Here is a 20,411-nt window from a genome sequence, read left to right as displayed (position 1 = left end):
CAAACAGCAAAAGAAACGGGGGCCAGGCGGCCCCCGTTTCTATTTGGTCAGGATCAGTTTGCCAGCGCGGGTAATCCGTAGCTGATAGGTTTTGCCATCCAGCAGGATCTGGGCAAGCGTGCCGCCGCGGGTCAGGGAATAGACGTCATGTACAGGGGGCGTCTGGGTCTGGGGCTGTTGCGGTTCGAATCGGGTTATCGCATTCATGCGCGGGGCCTTTCTGCGTTGTTGGTTTCGGCACGTTTGCTGACCTCTGGGCTGGCTGTTGCGTCAATAGATGACAAAAATGCTCAGTCTTGTCAAATCCCGATTAATACAGTCGGGTAATATTCGCCGACCCGCACATCCCTTGCGCTTTCGCTTGCAACCCGTCGGAAATTCGGACCAATTACGCAAGACGATTCAACAAGCGGGCAGGGGGCCTTCAATGGTCACGGTAGCGATAAACGGTTTCGGGCGTATCGGGCGGACGGTGCTGCGCGCCTGGCTTCAGGGGGGCTGGCCGGATATCGAGATTGTTGCGGTCAATGACATCGCGAGTGCGGCAGATTGTTCCTATCTGTTTGAATATGATTCTGTTTTTGGCCCGTTCAAAGGCGGCGTTGAACTGACGGATACCGGCATGATCGTCGCTGGCCGCCCTTTGCGCCTGACCCATGCCGCCGATCTGTCACAGATCGACCTGTCGGATATCGACATTGTCATGGAATGCACAGGGCGCGCGGATACGCCTGCTATTGCGCGCAGGGGGCTTCAGGCGGGCGCGCGCAGAATCCTGATTTCCGGCCCGTCGGATGCCGCAGAGGTGACGCTGGTTCTGGGGGCCAATGAAGATGCGCTGATGTCGCATCATCAGCTGATTTCCAATGCATCCTGTACCACCAACGCCTTGGCACCGCTTGCCAAACTGTTGGATGATTGCTGGGGCATCGCGACCGGGTTCATGACCACGGTGCATTGCTATACCGGCAGCCAGCCAACAACAGACAGCCCGCGCGGTGACCCCGCGCGTTCACGCGCCGCGGCCCTGTCGATGGTGCCCACCACCACAAGCGCGCAGCATCTGGTCGGACACGTCCTGCCGCAGTTGCAGGGGCGGTTGATGGGGGCAGCGGTCCGGGTGCCCACGGCGTCGGTGTCTGCGGTGGATCTGTCGGTCATGCTGGACCGGCCCGCCACCCCGGCACAGGTCAATGACGCGCTGCGCAATGCGGGCGGCGTGATCGGCTGGACCAATCGTCCATTGGTGTCAACTGACCTGCGCGCGCGCCCGGAAAGCATTGTCATGGCGCTGCCGGAAACGCAGATGACCGAAGGCGGCATGCTGCGGGTCTTCGGGTGGTATGATAATGAATGGGGTTTTTCATGCCGCATGCTGGATATGGCGTTGCGGATTTCACGACCGTAACATCGATTTTAGTTGCATTTACAACGCGAATGCGGCAAAACACTTGCGCGACGTTACCACTATCGACCACTGTTCTCCGACTTCGGCCACAGTCACTTCGATCTTGCACTGACTGCGCCGGGCTGCCGCATAACGTGGGTAGCATATCTACTAGGAGACATCACTATGGCCAACGGCACAGTGAAATGGTTTAACGCCACCAAAGGTTACGGCTTCATCCAGCCTGAAGGCGGGTCAAAAGACATTTTTGTCCATATTTCCGCTGTCGAGCGTGCAGGTCTGCGCGGTCTGGAAGATGGTCAGAAAGTAACTTTCGATCTGGAAAAAAGCCGCGACGGTCGTGAATCGGCCTCGAATCTGGCGCTGGCATAAGCCATATCTGCCTGTTTTCTGGCAGGATAGTCTGGAAAACCGCCCATTTTTTGGGCGGTTTTTGTTTGTGAAGACGAATTTTTCGCTGAATTCCGCCCCTGTCTGGCAATTGCAGTGCTGAACAGACATGTTTCTGCATATGCAAAATACACTGACAAGCAGCAAAACTGTTGCAACATGCGACATGGTGCTGGCCACTGATCTGGATGGCACCTTCCTTGGCGGTACTGCCGAAACACGCAAGACCCTGTATGACTGGCTGCGCGCCCAATCCCCCCGGACACGGCTGATATTCGTGACGGGCCGTGACCCTGGATTCATCAGCGAATTATGCGCAAAGGGTGATGTTCCGGCACCTGAATATGTGATCGGCGATGTCGGCACCACGATTGCGCGGTTCACAGGCGGGCGCGTGCAGCCCATTGTCGAACTGGAAGCCCCGATTGCCGACCTTTGGCGCGGTCATGGTGAAACGGTCCGTGAACGGCTGCAGGGTATCGCGGGGCTGAAACTGCAGACCGCGCCGTTCCGTTACCGGCTGTCTTATGAATATGGCGCGGGGTTTGACCCTGACAGCCTTGGCGTGTTGCAGGGGCTGAACGTTGATATCCTGATTTCGCACGGCTGTTTCGTCGATATCCTGCCCAAAGGCATCAGCAAGGGGCCATCCCTGCTGCGGCTTATCGCGCATCTGGGCCTGCCTGCGGACCGGGTTCTGGTAGCGGGTGACACGCTGAACGACCTGTCCATGTTCCAGACCGGCCTGCATGGTGCAGTTGTCGGCGGCGCCGAAAGCGAATTGCTGGCGGCCACACGCGGCCTGTCGCGCGCGCATCATTGCGCCGAACCGGGTGCGGGCGGAATACTGGAGGCAATCTCTGCATTCGGCCTGCACCCCAACCCCCCGAAGGTGACCCCATGAAATCCGATCTTGTCATTGTCTATCATCGCCAACCCTATGAAGAAGTGATCACTGGCGGAAAGACCCATTACCGCGAGAATTCCAGCCCCAACGGTATTGTGCCAACGCTGAAAGGGTTCTTTGGCACTGCGCAACGGGGTGCATGGGTCGCGTGGAAAGAATGCGAAGACACATCCGATCCCGGTTTTGACCCGGTGATCGAGATTTCGGACAGTTTCGGCACCTATACTGTCAGCCGCCTGCCCCTGACCCGCGAACAGGTGAAAAGCTTCTATCATGTCACCTCGAAAGAGGCCTTCTGGCCCATTCTTCACGGGTTCAAGGAACGCTATAATTATGATCCGGTGGACTGGCCGACATTCCGGTCGGTCAACTGGGCGTTCGCGGAAGCGGCTGCAGAACAGGCGACCGATGATGCGGTGATATGGGTTCACGACTATAACCTGTGGCTGGTGCCGGGGTATCTGCGGCAGTTGAAACCGGATGCAACGATCTGCTTTTTCCACCACACACCGTTTCCCGGCCCGGACATGTTCAATGTGCTGCCCTGGCGGGCGGAAATCATCGACAGTCTGCTGGCCTGCGATTCGGTGGGGTTTCACATTCCGCGCTATGCCCAGAACTTCGCTGCGGTGGTGCGCAGCCTGAAGGCCGCGCGCCTGACGGATGAAGCTGAAACGCCCCCGCGCATGCTGGCCACAGGCGGCGCGCTGAATGACCGGCTTATTCCGTTGGAACTGGATGTGGCGGGCGCGCGCACGCGCATTCATACCAACCCGGTTGGCGTGAATTTCGACCATATCCAGACCCTTGCCGCAAAGCCGGACGTGCAGGACCGCGTTGCGGAAATCCGCGCGGAACTGGGCGATTGCAAACTGGTGCTGTCAGTGTCGCGCACGGATTACACCAAGGGCAATATCGAACAGCTGGAAGCGTTTGAGCGTTTGTTGCAGCGCCGCCGCGACCTGCACGGCAAGGTGCGGCTGATGCTGGTATCGGTGGGGGCGAACCGGAACATGACAGCCTATGCCGAAATTCAGGAGCAGACAGAATCCCTGACCGGGCGAATCAATGGCACCTATGGCAGCTTTGACTGGCAGCCGGTGTCGCTGATTTCGCGCGCCATTCCACTGGCACAACTGGTGGCCTATTATGCGGCAGCAGATGTTGCGTCCATCACGCCGCTGGCAGATGGACTGAATCTGGTTGCATCGGAATTCTGCGCCGCGCGCGACGGTCAGTTGCCCGGCGCATTGGTGCTGTCGGAATTTGCAGGTTGCGCGGTGTTGCTGGACGGGGCCGTGCCGGTCAATCCGTTTTCCGCAGGGTCCATGGATAGCGGGCTGGAACAGGCACTCGCCATGACCGCAGATGAAGCAACTGCACGCATGAAGGCATTGCGGGCATCGGCCAAGGCGTGGGATATCGCTGCCTGGACCCAGCGCGAGATTGCGCATTTCCAAAGCCTGCGTCTGGCGCGCCGCAAGGCTGCATCCCCACAGCAGGCAACAGACGCTGCATAAATGACCCTTGCGGACGATCCGCGATAAATTGCGCCACGATGGCGATAAACTGCCACTGACAAAAAAATGTGCAAGCCATCTTGCCTGCGCATGGTATAGAACCGGCCATGCCCGTCCCGGGGCAGAAACATTTCAGTAATTGGTTGTGTTCGTTATTGCCATGTCCCGTTCAAACCTGATGCACATGACCGATGCCGCTGCGCGGGTGATCATGGATACCGACCAGGCGCTGCAGGATTTGCCGGCGCAACTGGCGCGGCAATGGCCGTCCGCGCCGGCGCTGGAAATGGTGCTGGCGATTTCGTCTGCCTGTGACGCCATCGAAGGCATGTACCGGTTGCAGGGCGATTCCCAGATGCGGGTGCAACAGGCGTGGCGGGTCGCGGCACTTGTAGGTGCGCAGGTCTACGCCGCCCAGAAACTGGACCGGCCCCATGGCACAGCATCGGAATTGCTGGCATTCTGGGACCAGTAATCCGGCCTATACCCGCTTATCCGCCGATAAAAAGGTACGCGCCGTTTCAGCGCATACCCTTAATCTGAATGCTGAAATCAGGCTTTCTTGCCGGTTTTCGCCTCGTATTCGGCGGCTTCGGCCAGCCATTCGGTGGCGTAATCAACGTGCTGCCATTCCTTGAACCACGGGCCGCCACGGGTATGATGCACAGCCTGCGGATAACCTTCGGCGGGTTTGTCATACCAGCCTTCCAGCCAGTTCCAGCCAGTGGGCAGCGCGCCGATTTCATCATCCTGCGCCCATTGCATCCGGTGCAGATAGGCCCCGCTTTCGCGGTTCACCAGTTCCGGCGTCAGTTGTTTCGTGGACGGGTGCGCGCAGTTCATCAGCATGAAGGACGACCAGTTCTTGCGCGGATAGGCCGATTGCGGCACGCCATCCATCTTGGTGGTTTCCTTGGGAACATAGTCATGCTGGACGCACAGGACCGCATATTTCGGGTCCATGTATTGTTGCAGTTCAGCGACATCGCCGAAGAACAGGAAATCGCAATCGACGAAAATCGCCCAACCGTCATATCCGGCCAGATGCGGCACAAGGAAACGCGAATAGGTGAATTCAGTTGACGCCAGCGGGTCAATCTCGCGGGTGTAAAGCCCCTGATCCACCAGATCCTGAAGTTTGATGGGGAACACCTCGACCGGGATGGAGGCGTGTTTTTCAAGGGATTGCTTGGCAACCTGATAGGCAATGTCCTCGCGCGAGTCCCAGCCAATATAGACGCGAAGTTTATCCATGGATCATAATCCTTTCACATGTGCGCGTATCGGTATCGGTCTATCAATTTCATTTCTGCGGGGAAACCGCAAAACGGCGGAGGGGGCCATCATGGCACACGCGGGTCGTCATGTCGCAGCAGGCAACATGCCCAGAATGGATGACAGTGCCTTTTCCAGCGGTTGCATGTTCTGGCGCTGCACGCGATGTGCGCCCGCAATGAACGGCGCGCGGAACTCGGGCGATTGCGCGTCACACACGGCCTGCGCCATCTGATCTGCATTTTCCACCAGCAGCGCCCCGCCTTCGGCATGCAACCGGTCATAGGCTTCGCGGAAATTGGCGACAGTTGGGCCGTGCAGAACCATGCAATCCAGCGCCACGGCCTCGAACGGGTTTTTGCCGCCCAGAATTTTGTCAGGCAGCGGCAGGGACTGGCCGGTATAGGCGACAGGGGCAAGCCTGTACCACAGCCCCATTTCGCCAATGCTGTCGGCAATATAGACCTGCGTGATGGGGGTGATCGCATCGCCACGCGACCGGCGGGCAACCTTGTCCTTGCCAAAACGTTCCTGCGCCAGGGCTTCGGTCTTGTCGGCATCGCGCATCTGGCGTGGCGCAATGATCATCAGCAGGTCCGGCTTGCGTTCCAGCGCGCGGGCATGGGCGTCAAAAAGCTGGTCTTCTTCCACCGCGCGGGTCGATGCCGCCAGCCAGCGCGGGCGCGCACCGATCGCCGTTTCCAGCTTCGCGCGCTCAGCCTGATCATCGGGCAGGGGGGCGGATGCGGCTTTCAGCACGCCGGTGACCTGCAGCTTGTCCATGGGTGCGCCCAGATCACGGAACAGCGCATGCGATTTTTCGTCCTGCACATGGATTTCGTCGAACAGGTTCATCAGCCAGCCATTGGCCGCAGGCGCGCGCCGCCTGCGCCGGTAACGGCGCGGTGTGACATGGGTGTTCAGCAGGATCATCGGACAGCCCCGCGCCTTGGCGGCCATCAGGATGCGTGGCCAGAGATCGGCTTCGGCAATGGCTGTCAGGTCGGGACGCCAGTGGTCCATGAAGCGGCGCACAGCTGCGGGCGTGTCGACGGGCATATACTGATGGATCACCCCATCGGGCAATGCGCGCTTGGACAAAGCCTGCGCCGACGCCTGTGTAATGGTTGTCAGCAGGATGGTTGTATCGGGCCGCGCGTCGCGGAGACGCGCAATCAGCGTCAGCAAGGCAACCGATTCCCCGACACTGACGCCATGCATCCAGATCAGCGGTCCTGCGGGGCGGGGCAGGCTGGCATGGCCCCATTTTTCGGCGAGCCGCGCGCGGTCTTCCTTACCTTTGCGTGCGCGGGCATTCAGTGCCAGCGCCCATAGCGGCGGGGATAGCCGCGACAGTGCCAGATACAGCGAAACAAGGGCCGGTTTGCGCATTGCAGTGTCCCCATGGGTCATGTTGCGCCGCCTAAGTGACCTATCCCGCAAAGGGCCGCAAGCAGGGAATGGCAGGCTGCGGCATTCTTGCCTGTCCCTGCGGGGTGATTATGGTCCCAGCCGCTGTTGCGCATGTCAAAGGCGCGGAACAAAGGGCGAAGCCCGGCCCGACCTGTGGCGCGGGCTTTGTGCGTGCCCGATGCGGGCGCATTCTAGAACAGGACAGACGGCAACCAGAGCACCAGACCGGGGAAAATGAACAACAAAGCAATCGCCACGATCTGCAACACCACGAAGGGGACCGCCCCTTTATAGATCATGCCGGTGGTGACTGAATTGGGCGCAACGCCCCGCAGATAGAACAGTGAAAACCCGAAAGGTGGTGTCAGGAAGGATGTCTGCAGATTAACCCCGATCATGACGCCCAGCCAGACCGGATCAATGCCCAGCAGCAGCAGCGTCGGCGCAGTGATGGGCAGAACGATGAAGATAATCTCGAACGTGTCCAGAATGAAGCCCAGCACGAACATGATGATCATGACCGTGATCATCGCCCCCATCGCGCCACCCGGCATGGTGGTCAGGAATTCACGCACAAGATTGTCGCCGCCCATCTGCCGGAACACGATTGCGAAAACCGATGCGCCAAACAGGATGATGAAGATCATCGAAGTCACGATTGCCGTGCGCCGCGCCACTTCGGCAAACACCTTCAGCGACAACCGCCAGCGGGCAGCCGCAAGCAGCGTTGCACCCACTGCCCCAACTGATGCGGCTTCGGTCGGGGTGGCAATACCGCCCAGAATGGACCCCAGAACCGCGCCGATCAGCAATAATGGCGGCACCAGCGCGAACAGGATTTCTTTCCACAGCCCTGCTTTTTCCTCGGGGGGGACAGGGGTGGCAGGGCAGGATAGCGGGTCAGTGATGGCCTTGAAGATGATATAGCCGATATACAGCGCCACCAGCAGCAGGCCAGGTATCATGGCACCCGCAAACAGATCGCCCACAGACACGGTTTTAGGGGCGAAATTGCCAAGGCTCATCTGGACCTGGCTGTTCATGCCCGCGATCATGTCGCCCATGAAAATCAGCACGGTGGAGGGCGGGATGATCTGTCCCAATGTGCCCGATGCGCAGATGGACCCGCAGGCCAGTTTGGGGTCATAGCCCGCTCGCAGCATGGCAGGCAACGAAATCAGCCCCATCGTGACCACAGTTGCGCCCACCACACCCGTGGAGGCCGCCAGCAGCGCCCCCACCAGAATGACCGAAATGCCCAGACCCCCGCGCATATTGCCAAACAGCCGGCCCATTGTGGACAGCAATTGTTCCGCAATATTGCTGCGTTCCAGCATGACACCCATGAAAATGAACAGGGGCACCGCGACCAGAACTTCGTTGATCATGTAACCGGTATAGCGCCCGGCCAATGCCCGCAGGTTCGACATGTCGAACACGCCGAAATAAAGCCCCATATAGGCGAACAGAATGGATGTTCCCGCCAGTGTGAATGCGACCGGAAAGCCCAGCAGCAAAAAGCCGATAACCCCGAAAAACATCAGTCCGGCAAGGATTTCGCCGATCAGCACAGGATCCATGTCAGACTTGCTCCGTCTCGTATTTATAGTGGTAATCGGCGGGTATCAGGTCTTCGCGGCCCGCGATGATCAGGATGGACCGGATCGCCATTGCGATGCCTTGCAGTCCGACGGTCACGGCAAAAACCAGAATGAAACTTTTCAGCACGAACAACCCCTGCATCCCGCCGGGATTGGACGACGCTTCCAGCAGCCCGACAGAGCGCATGACAAATGTGTAGCTATAGGCCCAGACCACCCATGCAAAGGGCAGCAGGAAAATGCACACGCCCAGCAGATCCAGCCATGCCTTGCGCAATGTTGATGCCGGTCTGTAGAAAATATCCACCCGCACATGATCGTTATGATAAAGCGCGTATCCCGCGACCGCTGTGAACATGACACCGTTCATCCAGGGGTACAGATCCTGCATCCACAGGCGCGTGGTGCTGAACGCATAGCGTTCCACCACCACCCAGAAACACACGATCACGATTGCAGCGGCCAGCCACATGAAGACATTGCCAAGGACTCTGTTGATCAGGTTGATCAGGCGCATCAGATAAGCAAGCGCTGTCACGTCATCCTCCGAATGGGTGTAGGGTGGTGTGGGGTGGAAAAATGGTCCTGACACGGGCCAGGACCATCTGTCATTTTATGCCGGATCAGGCAAGATCAGGTTCAACCCAGATCGGAAATATCGAAATATTTCTGACGGGCCAGCGCGAAGGTCAGGTCGGTATTTTCCGTCCGTGTCCGCAGCAGGTTCAGGTTCTTGACAAAGCCTTCAGCGACGCGCTTGCTGACCGGGTCGGCGCTGTCGAGGATTTCCACCAGCAATTCACGCGATGCAGCCGCGCCCGCTTCCAGAATGCTGTCGGGCCAGTCACGATGCACGGTCACGCCGTGGTTTTCGACCATATCCGCCAGCGCAATCGGGTCATTGGCATAGAATTCGGACGGCACTTCGTCATATTCCGCCTGACATGCATCGCGGATGATGGCCTGCAAATTCTCTGGCAGGGCCTGATATTTGGCCTTGTCCACCACCAGTTCTGTGGCCAGACCGGGCTCGATGAAGGACGATGTGTAGTAATGCTTGCGGACCTGATGGAAGCCAAGCGCGCGGTCATTATAGGGACCGACGAATTCAGCGGCATCCAGCGCGCCCGATTGCAGCGCCGCAAAAATTTCGCCACCTGCAAGGTTCGTTACACTGGCACCCATTTTCTGCCAGACCTGACCACCCAGACCCGGCGTGCGGAAGCGCATGCCCTGAATGTCCTCAATGCCTGAAAGTTCGTTCTGGAACCAGCCACCAGCCTGCGTGCCGGTATCGCCCGACATGAAGCCCTGCAGGCCGAACTGGTCATACACGTCATCCCAGAGTTCCTGACCGCCCAGAATGCGCATCCATGCTGCCAGTTCGCGCGATGTCATGCCGAAGGGAACACCAGTGAAGAACGACAGCCCGACAGATTTGTTCTGCCAGTAATAGGCCGCGCCATGGCTCATTTCGGCAGATCCGTCGATGACGGCATCCAGCGATTGCAGCGCGGGCACCATTTCGCCTGCGGCAAATACTTCGACGGTCAGCGCACCGTCGGATGCAGCGGTAATGCGGTCGGCCACACGTTGCGCGCCGGTTCCAAGGCCCGGAAAGTTGCGCGGCCAAGTGGTGACCATGCGCCAGGTAATCCGGCCCTGCGCAACAGCAGGCGCTGCCAGCGACGTTGCAGCAGCCGCACTGCCCCCCAGCGCCGAGGTTTTCAAAAAGGAACGACGATCCATGATTTCCTCCCATGGTGTTTTTTTATCAGACACACGTCATTGATGACGGGTTCCCCCTATAGACCATAGTGCGGGGTCGGATTGAACAATTTTTTTTACCGATTATTGCGCTAACATCGCAGGCCCGTCATACATGCATCACATGTCGCCCCGGTGCGGATGCACAATACCGGTTTTGCAGCGTTATATCGTGCGGCGCGCAGGGCGGATGTTGATCCAGTTCGCCAGAATAATGATACCCGCGCCTGCGAAAACCAGCGGATCAAGCGTTTCGGCATAGAGCCACACCCCCACCAGCGCAATCAGGGGAAGGCGCAGAAATTCCATCGGGGCAACGGTCGATGCGGGCGCAAGGCCAAGTGCCGTGGTCAGGCAATAATGCGCGCTTAACCCAGTCACGCCGATCACTGCCAGCCATGGCGCGAGGGTCACAGGCGGCCATGTGAACCCGCCGATCTGCGCCAGCCCCAGCCCGAACAGCGTTTGCAGAAGCGTCATCCAGAACAGCACGCATAACACCCCGTCATGGCGCATGATGCGTTTGGTCAGCAGCAGGTTCATGGCAAAACCGATGGCCGCCAGAAGTGCCGCAACATGGCCGGAATTCAGCGGTTGCACACCGGGTTGCGCCACAACCAGCACCCCCGCAAAACCCAGCAATGCCACCAGCAGACGTTTGCGGGTAAAGATTTCGCCCAGAACCAGCGGGGCCAGCAGCGCGACCCAGATCGGCATGGTGAATTCCAGCGCGACCAGTTGCGACAGTGGAATAAGCATAAGCCCGTAAAACCACAGATTCTGTCCCGCGAAATGGAATATATTGCGCGTCAGGTGCAGGCCGGGACGGGTAGGGCGAATAACGGGTGCGGCCGCGCGCAGTGACCGGGTTGTCAGCACCACCACCGTGCAGACAATCGCGAATCCGACAAGGGACCGCCAGAACATCAGTTCAAATGAATCCAGCACTGTCTGGATTTCGCGCCCTGAAACCGCCATCGCGATGAAGGACGCGATGGCCCCGCACATCCAGAATGCGGCCTTTGCGGGGTGGTTGGGTGCGTGGTGCAAACTGCCCTCGGGGTTTGATCGTCGTGCAGGTGTACGCCACCACGCAACAGGGTCAACGCCAAAGATGTGCGCGACTGGCCAGCAACCCTTGCAGTTTTGCCAGCAGGCGCAATCCGGGCGCCTGGGGCAGATCACTGCGCTGCAACCGTTCTACGGCCAGTTCCGGCGTGCAGGGTAACCCTGTCAGCGGGTCCAGATACCGGGGATAGGCAATCAGCGCGGCATGCACAAAAGCCGTCAATGTGGGCCGCACTGTCCTGCGGTCGGGTACATCGCCAAGGTCGCGCGTCAACCCCCATCCGGCATAGAAGGGCGCGCCTGTCGTGGTGACCGGAACACCGCGCAACAGCGCTTCCAGCCCAAGTGTCGATGTCATGGTCCACACTTCCTGCACATGATCCAGCAGCCATGCGGGGTCCGCGTGTTCCAGCACCAGATTGGCAAATTGCCGCGCTATTTCGGGCGGCAGGGCACCGGGGCGCAGCCCCGCTTCGACATCCGGGTGGGGCTTATACAGAATCACCGCGTCGGGGTTTTGCGTGCGTACCGCGCGCAGCAGCGCCAGATTGGTGTTGACCGCCCCCGCGCCCAACCGGATCGAGGCATCATCCTCGACTTGACCGGGCACCAGAATGCGGTGGCCTACGGGCAGGTCCGGGGTGGTGCCTGTCAGGTTATACTTGCTTAGCCCGGCCTTGCGGATGGCCGTGATCAGACGTTCCGCGCGCGCACCACCACCTGCGGGCAGGGGGCGCGATATCAGCTGTTCCAGCCGGGACGGTGTGCCTGGGTCGTAATACAGACCCAGATCATCGGCAATCAGCGACAGCGGCGGTGTCAGGTCCGCGCCCAACCCGCGAGAGCGCAGAAAGCCATCCTCAATGCGTGTTACCGGCCCGTCGGGGGCAGGTGCCGTCCCCCAGACCATGACGCGCCGCGCCTTGTCGCCCTTGTCGCGGGCAAAACGCAGCCTTGTCCAGCGCCCGAAAAACGCCTGAAGATGCGGGCGTTTCCACAGCCGCATATTCAGCGCGATATAGCCGCGATGATCCTCGCGCCATGCGCGGGCCAGTGCTTCCAGATGATCGACGACATCCTCAAATTCGCAAAGCTGGTCGCGGCAGGGGTCATACCATGTCGGATAAAGCAGCATTGCCCCCGCAAAAAGCTGCGCGCGCGTCAGTTTGCGGCGGCGGCTTGGGTGCGGGGTCTGGTCCTGTGTCAGCCCCCATCCGGCATAGAAGGGATGGCCAAAGACATGCGGCTTATGCCCCGCGAATATGGCTTCAAACCCAAGCTGCGATGACACGGTATAGACCGCAATCGCCCCGTCCAGCAGCGCCCAGGGCGATGGCATCCCGTCCAGCAGGCTGATACCGGGCGCTGCGCAGTCCTGCGGCCCGAAATAGCCCTGGCGCAATCCGCGTGCGGTTTCAGGGTGGGTCTTGATAATGATGCGCGCGCCGGGATGGTCCAGTTGCGCCTGCACCAGCATTTCGCGGAACACATGCGCAGGCACCGGGCCCGACAACCCGCCATGGCGCAGGGCGGCATCATCGCGCACCTGATCGACAACCAGCACATAGCCCGGCGGTGGCAGGGCGGCGTCGGGGTCATGGGCGCTGTATTTGCAAAGTTCCAGTGCTTTCATGCGCGCCATGCCCAGACGCGCGCGTTCGATCAGCGCATGATCATCAAAAGCGTGCGTTGCAAGCAGGGTTTCCAGATCGCTGGGGCGTGACGGGTCATAATGCACGCCGCTGCGGTCGATCAGCAGGCCAAGCGGCGGTTCACCCATGCGCCCGGGAAAAAGCGAGCGCAGAAAGGCATCCTCAACGCGCAGCAGGGCTGCGCCAGTGCGCTTTGCCACCGCTTCGCCGCGTGCGGCGCGTGGCGCATGGCCCCAGACCGCAACCGTTCCTGCACTGTCAGGCCAGCCTGCGCGGACAGGCAGCCCCGCCAGTGCCATGATTCTGCGGATGCGGCGCGCGGTTGAACGGGGGCCAAGAAAGCCCCCGCTGAAGGCATGGACAGGGTGCGGCCCTAAGGCGCGCATCGGATCAGTCGCCAGTGATCGTACTGCGCGCGACAGATGTGGCCGTCAACGAACCGGTCAGGGCCGAAATCTGCCTTGCCCACAGAACGGAACTGGCTTCGGTCACGAAAATCGTGTCGCCGTCGCGGATCTTGAAATCACGCGCTTCGAACATGCCGGTGGGTGCGGTCAGGTCCAGAACATAGACAAACCGCTGATCAGTCACGATATTATGGTGCCCCAGAATGGCCTTTGCCACTTCGGGCACTTCATCACGGAAGATGAACACGCCTTTGGGGTCCGCGCGTAGCGGGTCCAGCCCGCCGACCATGGCCAGCGCGTCGATTGCGGAAATCGTCTGCGTATCAAAGACCAGACGGCTGGATGCGCCGGTCGCACCCAGAACTGAAAATGCGCGCTGGTCCTGTTTGACCAGCACACGGTCACCGCCGCGCAGGGCAATATCAAGCGACGGGTTGGAAAAGATATCCTCCAGCCATGCGCTGTCCTGCCGGTTGCCGCGTGTGACAAGCACCTGCGCGGTTTCCAGCGGAATGTTGATACCACCTGCCTGCGCGACCATGGCGCTAAGCCGGCCCGTTGCCCGCGTGATGGGATAGACACCCTGCGCGTTGACACCACCCGATACCGACACGCTGGCACCATCACCGGCTTCGCGCGACACTACGACCTGTGGTTCCGGCGTCTGTTCATCCAGCGACTGGGTCAGAATGCGGCGCAGCGCATCAGGGCTGTGCCCTGCCGCGCGCACGCGCCCGGCATAGGGCACGAAGATGAACCCTGCATCATCGACCTGCAATTCCTCGATGATGGCATTATTGGCCGTTTCGGGGGCAAGCAGCCCTTCGGGAACGTTTTCATACACATTCAGGCGGATCGTGTCGCCGGGGCGGATTGTATCGCCGCCCATCAGCGCGCCGGACCGCAGGGCATGGCTGAAGCCAAGCGACGCGGGGCGGTTTGCGACCTGCGCCACCTGCCGGGTCACCCCGATGATATGCGCATCACCGGACCGCATGACGGACCCTTCGTAGATTTCTTTTGTGGTTGGCCCGTCGCGGGACACATCACATGAAGACACGACGGCAAAAGCCGCCAGAAGGGCCACTGAATGGCCCAATTTGAAAGTCAAAGCAAACACTGCTCGGGCTCCTTTTAAAAGGACATGCCTCTGGTAATTGCTGGCAACCATACAGGCTGGAAGGGAATTCGCCAAGCGCTTTAATGACTTGGCGGTTATTTCACCTTGCGCACCTGTTGCCGTGGTGCCGCGTCGCCGCGGATCAGGGCGGTATAGGGATCATCCGGGGCCAGCATCAGATCCACCACATGTCGCATCAATTGCCTGCGCCCCCGCAACGAATAGTAGCCACCCGGCACTTGAGAGGTTTCCAGCAGAAAGCGGCGATAGTCGCGATAGGCGCGGGCATCCGGGCGTGCGGGATGGGCGAAAAATGCCTCTATGTCCTGATCGGACACGAATTCGGGTTTGTCATAGACGGCGCGCCCGAATATTTTCAGCGGCATGCCGCGCCACAGAACCTGCTGCGCGGCGGTGGAATTGACAGTGACTGCTGAACGGGCATGGTTCAGCAACGATGCCAGCTTTCCGCCCCGCACGAAATGCAGACGCCCCTTCAGCCCATATGCTTCCGCCAGTCTGGTAATGCTGGCCTGCAGCGGCGCGCGGCCATCTTCCAGCGGGTGGGCCTTGATGACAAGATGGTGGTGGCGGGGCGCACCTTTGGCAAACCCTTCAAACACCAGTTCCAGAAATTCCGGCATCGTGCTGAAAGGGCTATGCGCCTGAAAACTGCTGTCATGTTCCAGTTGCAGCAACACCAGATGATAGGGAAACCCGCCATTGCGGATGCGCCATGATGCGATCCTGCGCTGCAAGGATGTCAGCGGCATGGCCCAGAGCCGTTTCAGATATAAGGCGAATTCCCGCGCGACCCCAAGCGCGCGATGCGACCGGAAATGGCGGTAGCGCCGGTTCAGCGCCAGCACACAGAAATGATAGACCGCACCGTAGAATATATGATGGCGCATATCGCCCCAATGCGCAGGCGGGTCCGGCAATTCCAGTTCACTTTTGCGCAGGGCGCGGCGCATGTCGCGGATCGTCAGGTTCATCAGTGCGGAATGGCCGTTCGACCCGTCGCGTTCATAAGTCACCCAATAGGGGCGCAGATACCCTTCTTCAAAGACATGGACAGTCACGCCTGCAGCGCGCGCTATTTCGACGGCCTGGGCATGAAGCGGGCGGATATCACCATATAGTACGATATCGGTGATCTGATGATCCTTCAGAAGTGTCTGAAACCTGTCGGGCCAGTGTTCCGGCGGGTCCGTGAAGGGAATGTAATGCGCCTTGTCGCGCCAGAACACGGCGTCGCCCTTGTTGAAGCCCACACGCCAGACATGTGCGCCCGTCTGGCGCAGCATATGGCCCAGCCTGTTGAAAAATGGCCCATGTGGTCCCTGCAACAGCAGAAAATTCCGGCCCTCACCACTTATACGCATGTTACACCGCACCTGCATTTACCCGACATCCAGATACCCAAATAACAAATAATAGGTCCGAATTTTTTGACCGGACCCTAAACGCCATCCGGTATACTGTCAGCAAGATAGTTAATAAAAGCGGCATGACTGCGGCATCACCATGGCGGGCTTGCTATCAGTCCGGGCGCGGTCTAGGTCAGGGAGACATCGCGGAAAAGGGGCATGGGGTATGTTCACAGGCATCATCACGGATATCGGCATTGTCACCGAACTGGAGCAGCAAGGCGATCTGCGCGCGCGCATCCGCACCGGCTATGATACCGGCGGGATTGATCTGGGGGCCTCGATTGCCTCTGACGGTGTATGTCTGACAGTCGTGGCGCTGGGGCCGGACTGGTATGATGTGCAGGTATCGGCGGAAACCGTGGCCAAGACCAATCTGGGCGACTGGCGGACCGGCCGTCGTGTCAATCTGGAACGCGCGCTGAAACTGGGTGATGAACTGGGTGGACATATCGTGTCCGGTCATGTGGACGGGCTGGCGCAGGTGGTGTCGCTGCACGTTGAAGGCGACAGCACGCGCCTGCGGCTGCGTGCGCCTGACGACCTGGCGGGGTTCATCGCGCCCAAGGGCTCCGTCGCGCTGAACGGCACATCGCTGACAGTGAACGAAGTTGACGGGGCCGAATTCGGCATCAACCTGATCCCGCATACCAAACAGGTCACGACCTGGGGGGATGTGGTGGCGGGGGACCGCATCAATCTGGAAATCGACACGATTGCCCGCTATGTCGCGCGCCTGCGTGACTGGGACAGGATGGACAGGTCAGGCAAGGCGTCCTAGACTGCATCCATGACAGATGATTGGGTTAACGACAGCATTGCCGAACGCCGCGCCGCCGAGGCGCTGATCGTCGATGTCGACGGGTTCGAAGGCCCGCTTGACCTGCTGCTGATGCTGTCGCGCACCCAGAAGGTGGATCTGCGGCGCATATCGGTGTTGCAACTGGCAGAGCAATATCTGGTTTTCGTTGAGAAAGCGCGGGAATTGCGCATTGAACTGGCGGCCGATTATCTGGTGATGGCGGCATGGCTGGCCTATCTGAAATCACGGTTGCTGCTACCGCCTGATCCCGGCGAAGACGGGCCGTCAGGCGAAGAACTGGCGGCACATCTGGCGTTTCAGCTGGAACGGTTGCAGGCCATGCGCGAAGCGGCGGCACGGCTGATGGGGCGCGACCAGAAAGGGCGCGATTTCTTCGTGCGTGGTGATCCGCAGCCGCTGGCCGTCAGCCGCAAGACTGTATACGATGCCAGTCTGCTGGACCTGATGCGCGCCTATGCGCGGTTGCGCACGCGCGATGAATTCCGCCCCTATGCGTTTGACCGCACCGACATCTACCCGCTGGAAGCCGCACTTGAACGCCTGTCGCGGATGGTGCCGGGCGCAGCGGACTGGACCAGCCTGCAGGCCTATCTGCCCGAAGGGTGGCGCGGGGCGCCCGCGCGCAAACGATCTGCAGTTGCATCCACTTTTGCGGCCACATTGGAGCTGGCGAAACAAGGCCAGATCGAATTGCGCCAGTCCGACACCTTTGCCCCCTTGCATTTGCGCAGACGGGCAGGGCAATAGGGGCCTGTCATGACCCACCCCCTTGCCGATTCCCAGAACAAAAGCCTGTTTCCCGCGCCGCCCATGGCCGAACAGGAGCGCATGATCGAAGCGATCCTGTTTGCCAGTGCCGCGCCGCTGACACAGGCCGAGATCGCGGCCCGCCTGCCGCATGGCTGTGATGCCGCAGAAGCGCTGGCGCATCTGCACAGGCGCTATGTGGGGCGCGGGGTGAATCTGGTGCGGGTGGGCGATGCCTATGCGCTGCGCACGGCCCCCGATCTGGCCTATCTGATGCAGTCGGAACGGGTGGAGCTGCGGAAATTGTCGCGCGCGGCGATCGAAACACTGGCGATCATTGCCTATCATCAGCCCGTCACCCGCGCCGAGATTGAGGAGATCAGGGGCGTTGCCCTGTCGCGCGGAACGATCGATCAGTTGCTGGAACTGGAATGGATACGTCTGGGACGCAGGCGGATGACACCGGGCCGGCCCGTGACCTTTGTTGTGACGACAGAGTTTCTGGACCATTTCGGGCTTGAATCCGCGCGCGACCTGCCGGGCCTGAGGGAGTTGCGCGAAGCCGGTCTGCTGGACAGCCGCCCGATGCCCGGACGCGCAGGCGTGGATGAGGATGGCGATGACGCGCCCGAAACCGGCCAGTCCGAATTGTTCGAGGATTGACGGCACGTTCGCGAAAGCCGGATTTTGCTTTGCGGCTTTCGCGCTGGCGGGGCTGACAGTTGACGGACTTTCCCGTTGAGGGGCCTTGGTGGGCTGCCGCCCCCCAAACCCCCTGCCTCAAGGGGGGGCAGGCCCCCCTTGAGAAACCCGTACCAGTGGATATTTGGGCCAGAATGAAAGCGTAACGCGGGACTGTTCGGGGGGCTGTCGTGATATCAGGTGCCGCGATAGGGTTCGACATATTGCAGCGCCATGTCCCATGGAAAGAAGATCCATGTGTCCTGGCTGACTTCGGTGATGAAGGTGTCGACCATGTCGCGCCCCTGTGGTTTGGCGTAGACTGTGGCGAAATGCGCCGCCGGATAGAGCTGGCGCACAAGTTCCAGTGTCTTGCCGGTATCGACCAGATCATCGATGATCAGAATGCCCTTGCCATCGCCCATCATGTCGGGTTGCGGTGATTTCAGCACTTTGGCTGCGTCCTGTGATTGATGGTCATAGGATTTGACGCTGATCGTATCGACCACGCGGATGTCGAGTTCGCGCGCGATGATCATCGCAGGGGCCAGCCCACCGCGGGTGATGGCCACTACCGCGCGCCAATGCCCGCTATCGGGGCCTTGTTTGTCCAGCCGCCAGGCCAGCGCGCGGCTGTCGCGATGGATCTGGTCCCAGCTGATATGAAAGCCTTTTTCATGGGGCAGGCGGTCGGTCATGGGGATGGTCCTTCCTCAGGTAGCGGCGATCCTGGCCCCGAGCAGGGCGAGCGCCGCGCCGAATGTCCGGTCGATCAGGGTCTTGAGCGAAATGTAGCGCGCGCGTGTGCGGTCCAGCGCGAAGACACGCGCGACAGCCATGTTCCACAGGGTTTCATTCAGGAACACGACCGCGAGCAATGCGCCCAGAACCCAATAGGGTGTCTGGGGCGGGACAGTGCCCAGAAAGATTGCCGCGAACATCACGGCGGGTTTGGGGTTGGCCAGTTGCGTCAGCAGCCCCAGCCGGAAGGCCGACAGCGCCGTGCGGGGCAGGGCGGGTGTGCTGTGCATATCCAGCGGTGTGCGGGCATTGCGCCACATGCCCCAGCCCAGATACAGCAGATAGGCCGCACCAAGCGCCTTGAACGCCCATAAAAGCGCAGGGGCCGCCGCGAAGAGCATGCCGAGGCCAAACAGAGCCGCACTTGCCCAGACCACGGCACCCGCACCGATACCCACCGCCAGCCATGCGCCGGTGCGGAACCCTTCCAGCAGGCCGGTGCGCGCGGCCATCAGCACGGCGGGGCCGGGGCTGACAGCGGCAAAAAGCGACAATCCGGCAAAGGCCAGAAAGGCCGCGATGGTCATGCCTTGCGCCCTGTCACCACGTCGATATCGGGTGCATCCACGGCCTTCATGCCCACGACATGATAGCCTGCATCCACATGCAGATTCTCGCCCGTTGTGCCGGAACCGAGATCGGAGAGCAGGTAGACTGCGGCCTTGCCGACCTCTTCCTGGGTGACATTGCGACGCAGGGGCGAATTCAGTTCGTTCCATTTCATGATATAGCGGAAGTCGCCGATACCGCTGGCGGCCAGCGTCTTGATCGGCCCTGCACTGATGGCGTTGCAGCGGATGCCGTCCTTGCCCAGATCTTCGGCGATATATTTGACCGAAGCTTCCAGCGCGGCCTTGGCCACGCCCATGACATTGTAGTGCGGCATGACCTGTTCAGCACCGTAATAGGTCATGGTCAGCAGGCTGCCGCCATCGGGCATCAGCCGTGCGGCGCGCTGGCATACAGCCGTGAAGGAATAGACCGAGATGTCCATCGTCATATTGAAATTGTCGCGCGATGTATCCACATAGCGCCCGCGCAATTCGGATTTGTCCGAGAAGCCGATCGCATGGACGACGAAATCAATCTTGCCCCACAGCTTTTCCAGCCCGTCAAATACGCTGTCCACCGAGGCCATATCCGTCACGTCGCACTCGAACAGATGCGCGGTTCCCAGACTTTCGGCCAGCGGCAGGACGCGCTTCTTCAATGCCTCTCCCTGATAGGAAAAGGCCATTTCCGCGCCATGTTCAGCAAGGGCCCTGGCAATGCCCCACGCGATTGACTTGTCATTGGCAAGCCCCATGATCAGGCCGCGCTTGCCGCTCATCAATTGTGCCATTCTCCTGTCGCTCCTTGCTGTTGCGCTGTTGCTTCTGCTTTAGGCCAAGCGCAGTGGGC

21 protein-coding genes are annotated in these 20,411 nt (G+C 60.2%); 8 read left to right on the top strand and 13 right to left on the bottom strand.

Annotated elements, in window-relative coordinates:
• Positions 1-39 precede the first annotated feature (39 nt).
• The gene (hemP, locus tag PUT78_RS16315) at positions 40-207 is read right to left on the bottom strand and encodes a hemin uptake protein HemP (RefSeq protein ID WP_274353335.1); all 168 of its coding nucleotides are present in this window, start codon (positions 205-207) and stop codon (positions 40-42) included.
• Between the two features lie 220 nt (positions 208-427).
• Here hemP and PUT78_RS16310 point away from each other — a divergent pair, with 220 nt between their 5' ends.
• The 5 genes from PUT78_RS16310 to PUT78_RS16290 all read left to right on the top strand — a co-directional run bounded on the left by PUT78_RS16310 (position 428) and on the right by PUT78_RS16290 (position 4,700).
• Positions 428-1,408, top strand: a complete 981-nt coding sequence (locus PUT78_RS16310) for a type I glyceraldehyde-3-phosphate dehydrogenase (RefSeq protein WP_274353334.1) — start codon at positions 428-430, stop codon at positions 1,406-1,408.
• Between the two features lie 165 nt (positions 1,409-1,573).
• On the top strand, positions 1,574-1,780 hold the full coding sequence (locus PUT78_RS16305) for a cold-shock protein (protein ID WP_274353333.1): 207 nt from the start codon (positions 1,574-1,576) through the stop codon (positions 1,778-1,780).
• Positions 1,781-1,919: 139 nt separating this feature from the next.
• Positions 1,920-2,702: an HAD family hydrolase gene (locus PUT78_RS16300; protein ID WP_274353332.1), complete on the top strand. Its 783-nt coding sequence runs from the start codon at positions 1,920-1,922 to the stop codon at positions 2,700-2,702.
• The gene (gene ggpS, locus PUT78_RS16295) at positions 2,699-4,225 is read left to right on the top strand and encodes a glucosylglycerol-phosphate synthase (protein WP_274353331.1); all 1,527 of its coding nucleotides are present in this window, start codon (positions 2,699-2,701) and stop codon (positions 4,223-4,225) included. The genes PUT78_RS16300 and ggpS overlap by 4 nt, the downstream gene beginning before the upstream one ends.
• Positions 4,226-4,409: 184 nt before the next feature.
• The gene (locus PUT78_RS16290) at positions 4,410-4,700 is read left to right on the top strand and encodes a hypothetical protein (protein WP_274353330.1); all 291 of its coding nucleotides are present in this window, start codon (positions 4,410-4,412) and stop codon (positions 4,698-4,700) included.
• Positions 4,701-4,777: 77 nt separating this feature from the next.
• Here the strand turns inward: PUT78_RS16290 and PUT78_RS16285 are convergent, their stop codons facing one another.
• The 9 genes from PUT78_RS16285 to PUT78_RS16245 form a co-directional block, all read right to left on the bottom strand.
• Positions 4,778-5,479, bottom strand: coding sequence for a glycosyltransferase family protein (locus PUT78_RS16285; protein WP_274353329.1), 702 nt, complete (start codon positions 5,477-5,479; stop codon positions 4,778-4,780).
• Between the two features lie 108 nt (positions 5,480-5,587).
• Positions 5,588-6,913 (bottom strand): 3-deoxy-D-manno-octulosonic acid transferase, encoded by a 1,326-nt coding sequence (locus PUT78_RS16280; protein ID WP_274353328.1) that lies wholly within the window; start codon positions 6,911-6,913, stop codon positions 5,588-5,590.
• Between the two features lie 191 nt (positions 6,914-7,104).
• Positions 7,105-8,493, bottom strand: a complete 1,389-nt coding sequence (locus PUT78_RS16275; RefSeq protein WP_274353327.1) for a TRAP transporter large permease — start codon at positions 8,491-8,493, stop codon at positions 7,105-7,107.
• A gap of 1 nt (position 8,494) precedes the next feature.
• Positions 8,495-9,052 carry a TRAP transporter small permease subunit gene (locus PUT78_RS16270; RefSeq protein ID WP_274353326.1) on the bottom strand — a complete coding sequence of 186 codons (558 nt, stop codon included), beginning with the start codon at positions 9,050-9,052 and terminating at the stop codon, positions 8,495-8,497.
• A 101-nt stretch (positions 9,053-9,153) separates the two neighbouring features.
• Positions 9,154-10,263: a TRAP transporter substrate-binding protein gene (locus PUT78_RS16265; RefSeq protein WP_274353325.1), complete on the bottom strand. Its 1,110-nt coding sequence runs from the start codon at positions 10,261-10,263 to the stop codon at positions 9,154-9,156.
• A 183-nt stretch (positions 10,264-10,446) separates the two neighbouring features.
• The gene (locus PUT78_RS16260; protein WP_274353324.1) at positions 10,447-11,331 is read right to left on the bottom strand and encodes a DMT family transporter; all 885 of its coding nucleotides are present in this window, start codon (positions 11,329-11,331) and stop codon (positions 10,447-10,449) included.
• Positions 11,332-11,383: 52 nt separating this feature from the next.
• Positions 11,384-13,387 (bottom strand): capsular polysaccharide biosynthesis protein, encoded by a 2,004-nt coding sequence (locus tag PUT78_RS16255; RefSeq protein WP_420793513.1) that lies wholly within the window; start codon positions 13,385-13,387, stop codon positions 11,384-11,386.
• 4 nt (positions 13,388-13,391) lie between these two features.
• Positions 13,392-14,519, bottom strand: coding sequence for a polysaccharide biosynthesis/export family protein (locus tag PUT78_RS16250; RefSeq protein ID WP_274353323.1), 1,128 nt, complete (start codon positions 14,517-14,519; stop codon positions 13,392-13,394).
• Positions 14,520-14,623: 104 nt separating this feature from the next.
• Positions 14,624-15,913, bottom strand: coding sequence for a capsule biosynthesis protein (locus tag PUT78_RS16245; RefSeq protein ID WP_274353322.1), 1,290 nt, complete (start codon positions 15,911-15,913; stop codon positions 14,624-14,626).
• 211 nt (positions 15,914-16,124) lie between these two features.
• Between PUT78_RS16245 and PUT78_RS16240 the strand changes: the two genes are divergently transcribed.
• The 3 genes from PUT78_RS16240 to scpB are packed head-to-tail and all read left to right on the top strand — an operon-like array spanning position 16,125 to position 18,191.
• Positions 16,125-16,739: a riboflavin synthase gene (locus PUT78_RS16240; RefSeq protein ID WP_274353321.1), complete on the top strand. Its 615-nt coding sequence runs from the start codon at positions 16,125-16,127 to the stop codon at positions 16,737-16,739.
• A gap of 9 nt (positions 16,740-16,748) precedes the next feature.
• Positions 16,749-17,528 carry a segregation and condensation protein A gene (locus PUT78_RS16235; protein ID WP_274353320.1) on the top strand — a complete coding sequence of 260 codons (780 nt, stop codon included), beginning with the start codon at positions 16,749-16,751 and terminating at the stop codon, positions 17,526-17,528.
• Positions 17,529-17,537: 9 nt separating this feature from the next.
• Positions 17,538-18,191: an SMC-Scp complex subunit ScpB gene (gene scpB / locus PUT78_RS16230; RefSeq protein WP_274353319.1), complete on the top strand. Its 654-nt coding sequence runs from the start codon at positions 17,538-17,540 to the stop codon at positions 18,189-18,191.
• A gap of 215 nt (positions 18,192-18,406) precedes the next feature.
• Here the strand turns inward: scpB and gpt are convergent, their stop codons facing one another.
• From gpt to fabI, 3 genes are read right to left on the bottom strand one after another with little or no spacing between them, the layout of a single operon-like run.
• On the bottom strand, positions 18,407-18,907 hold the full coding sequence (gpt, locus tag PUT78_RS16225) for a xanthine phosphoribosyltransferase (protein ID WP_274353318.1): 501 nt from the start codon (positions 18,905-18,907) through the stop codon (positions 18,407-18,409).
• Positions 18,908-18,922: 15 nt separating this feature from the next.
• On the bottom strand, positions 18,923-19,537 hold the full coding sequence (locus PUT78_RS16220; protein ID WP_274353317.1) for a LysE family translocator: 615 nt from the start codon (positions 19,535-19,537) through the stop codon (positions 18,923-18,925).
• Positions 19,534-20,352: an enoyl-ACP reductase FabI gene (gene fabI, locus PUT78_RS16215; RefSeq protein ID WP_274353316.1), complete on the bottom strand. Its 819-nt coding sequence runs from the start codon at positions 20,350-20,352 to the stop codon at positions 19,534-19,536. Before fabI ends, PUT78_RS16220 begins: the two co-directional genes overlap by 4 nt.
• Positions 20,353-20,411 lie beyond the last annotated feature (59 nt).

This window comes from Roseinatronobacter alkalisoli, from assembly GCF_028745735.1.
In the GTDB taxonomy this organism is placed as follows: domain Bacteria; phylum Pseudomonadota; class Alphaproteobacteria; order Rhodobacterales; family Rhodobacteraceae; genus Roseinatronobacter; species Roseinatronobacter alkalisoli.
The sequence above is the reverse complement of the archived record's forward strand: the minus strand, read 5'-3'. Positions and strand labels throughout refer to the sequence as shown.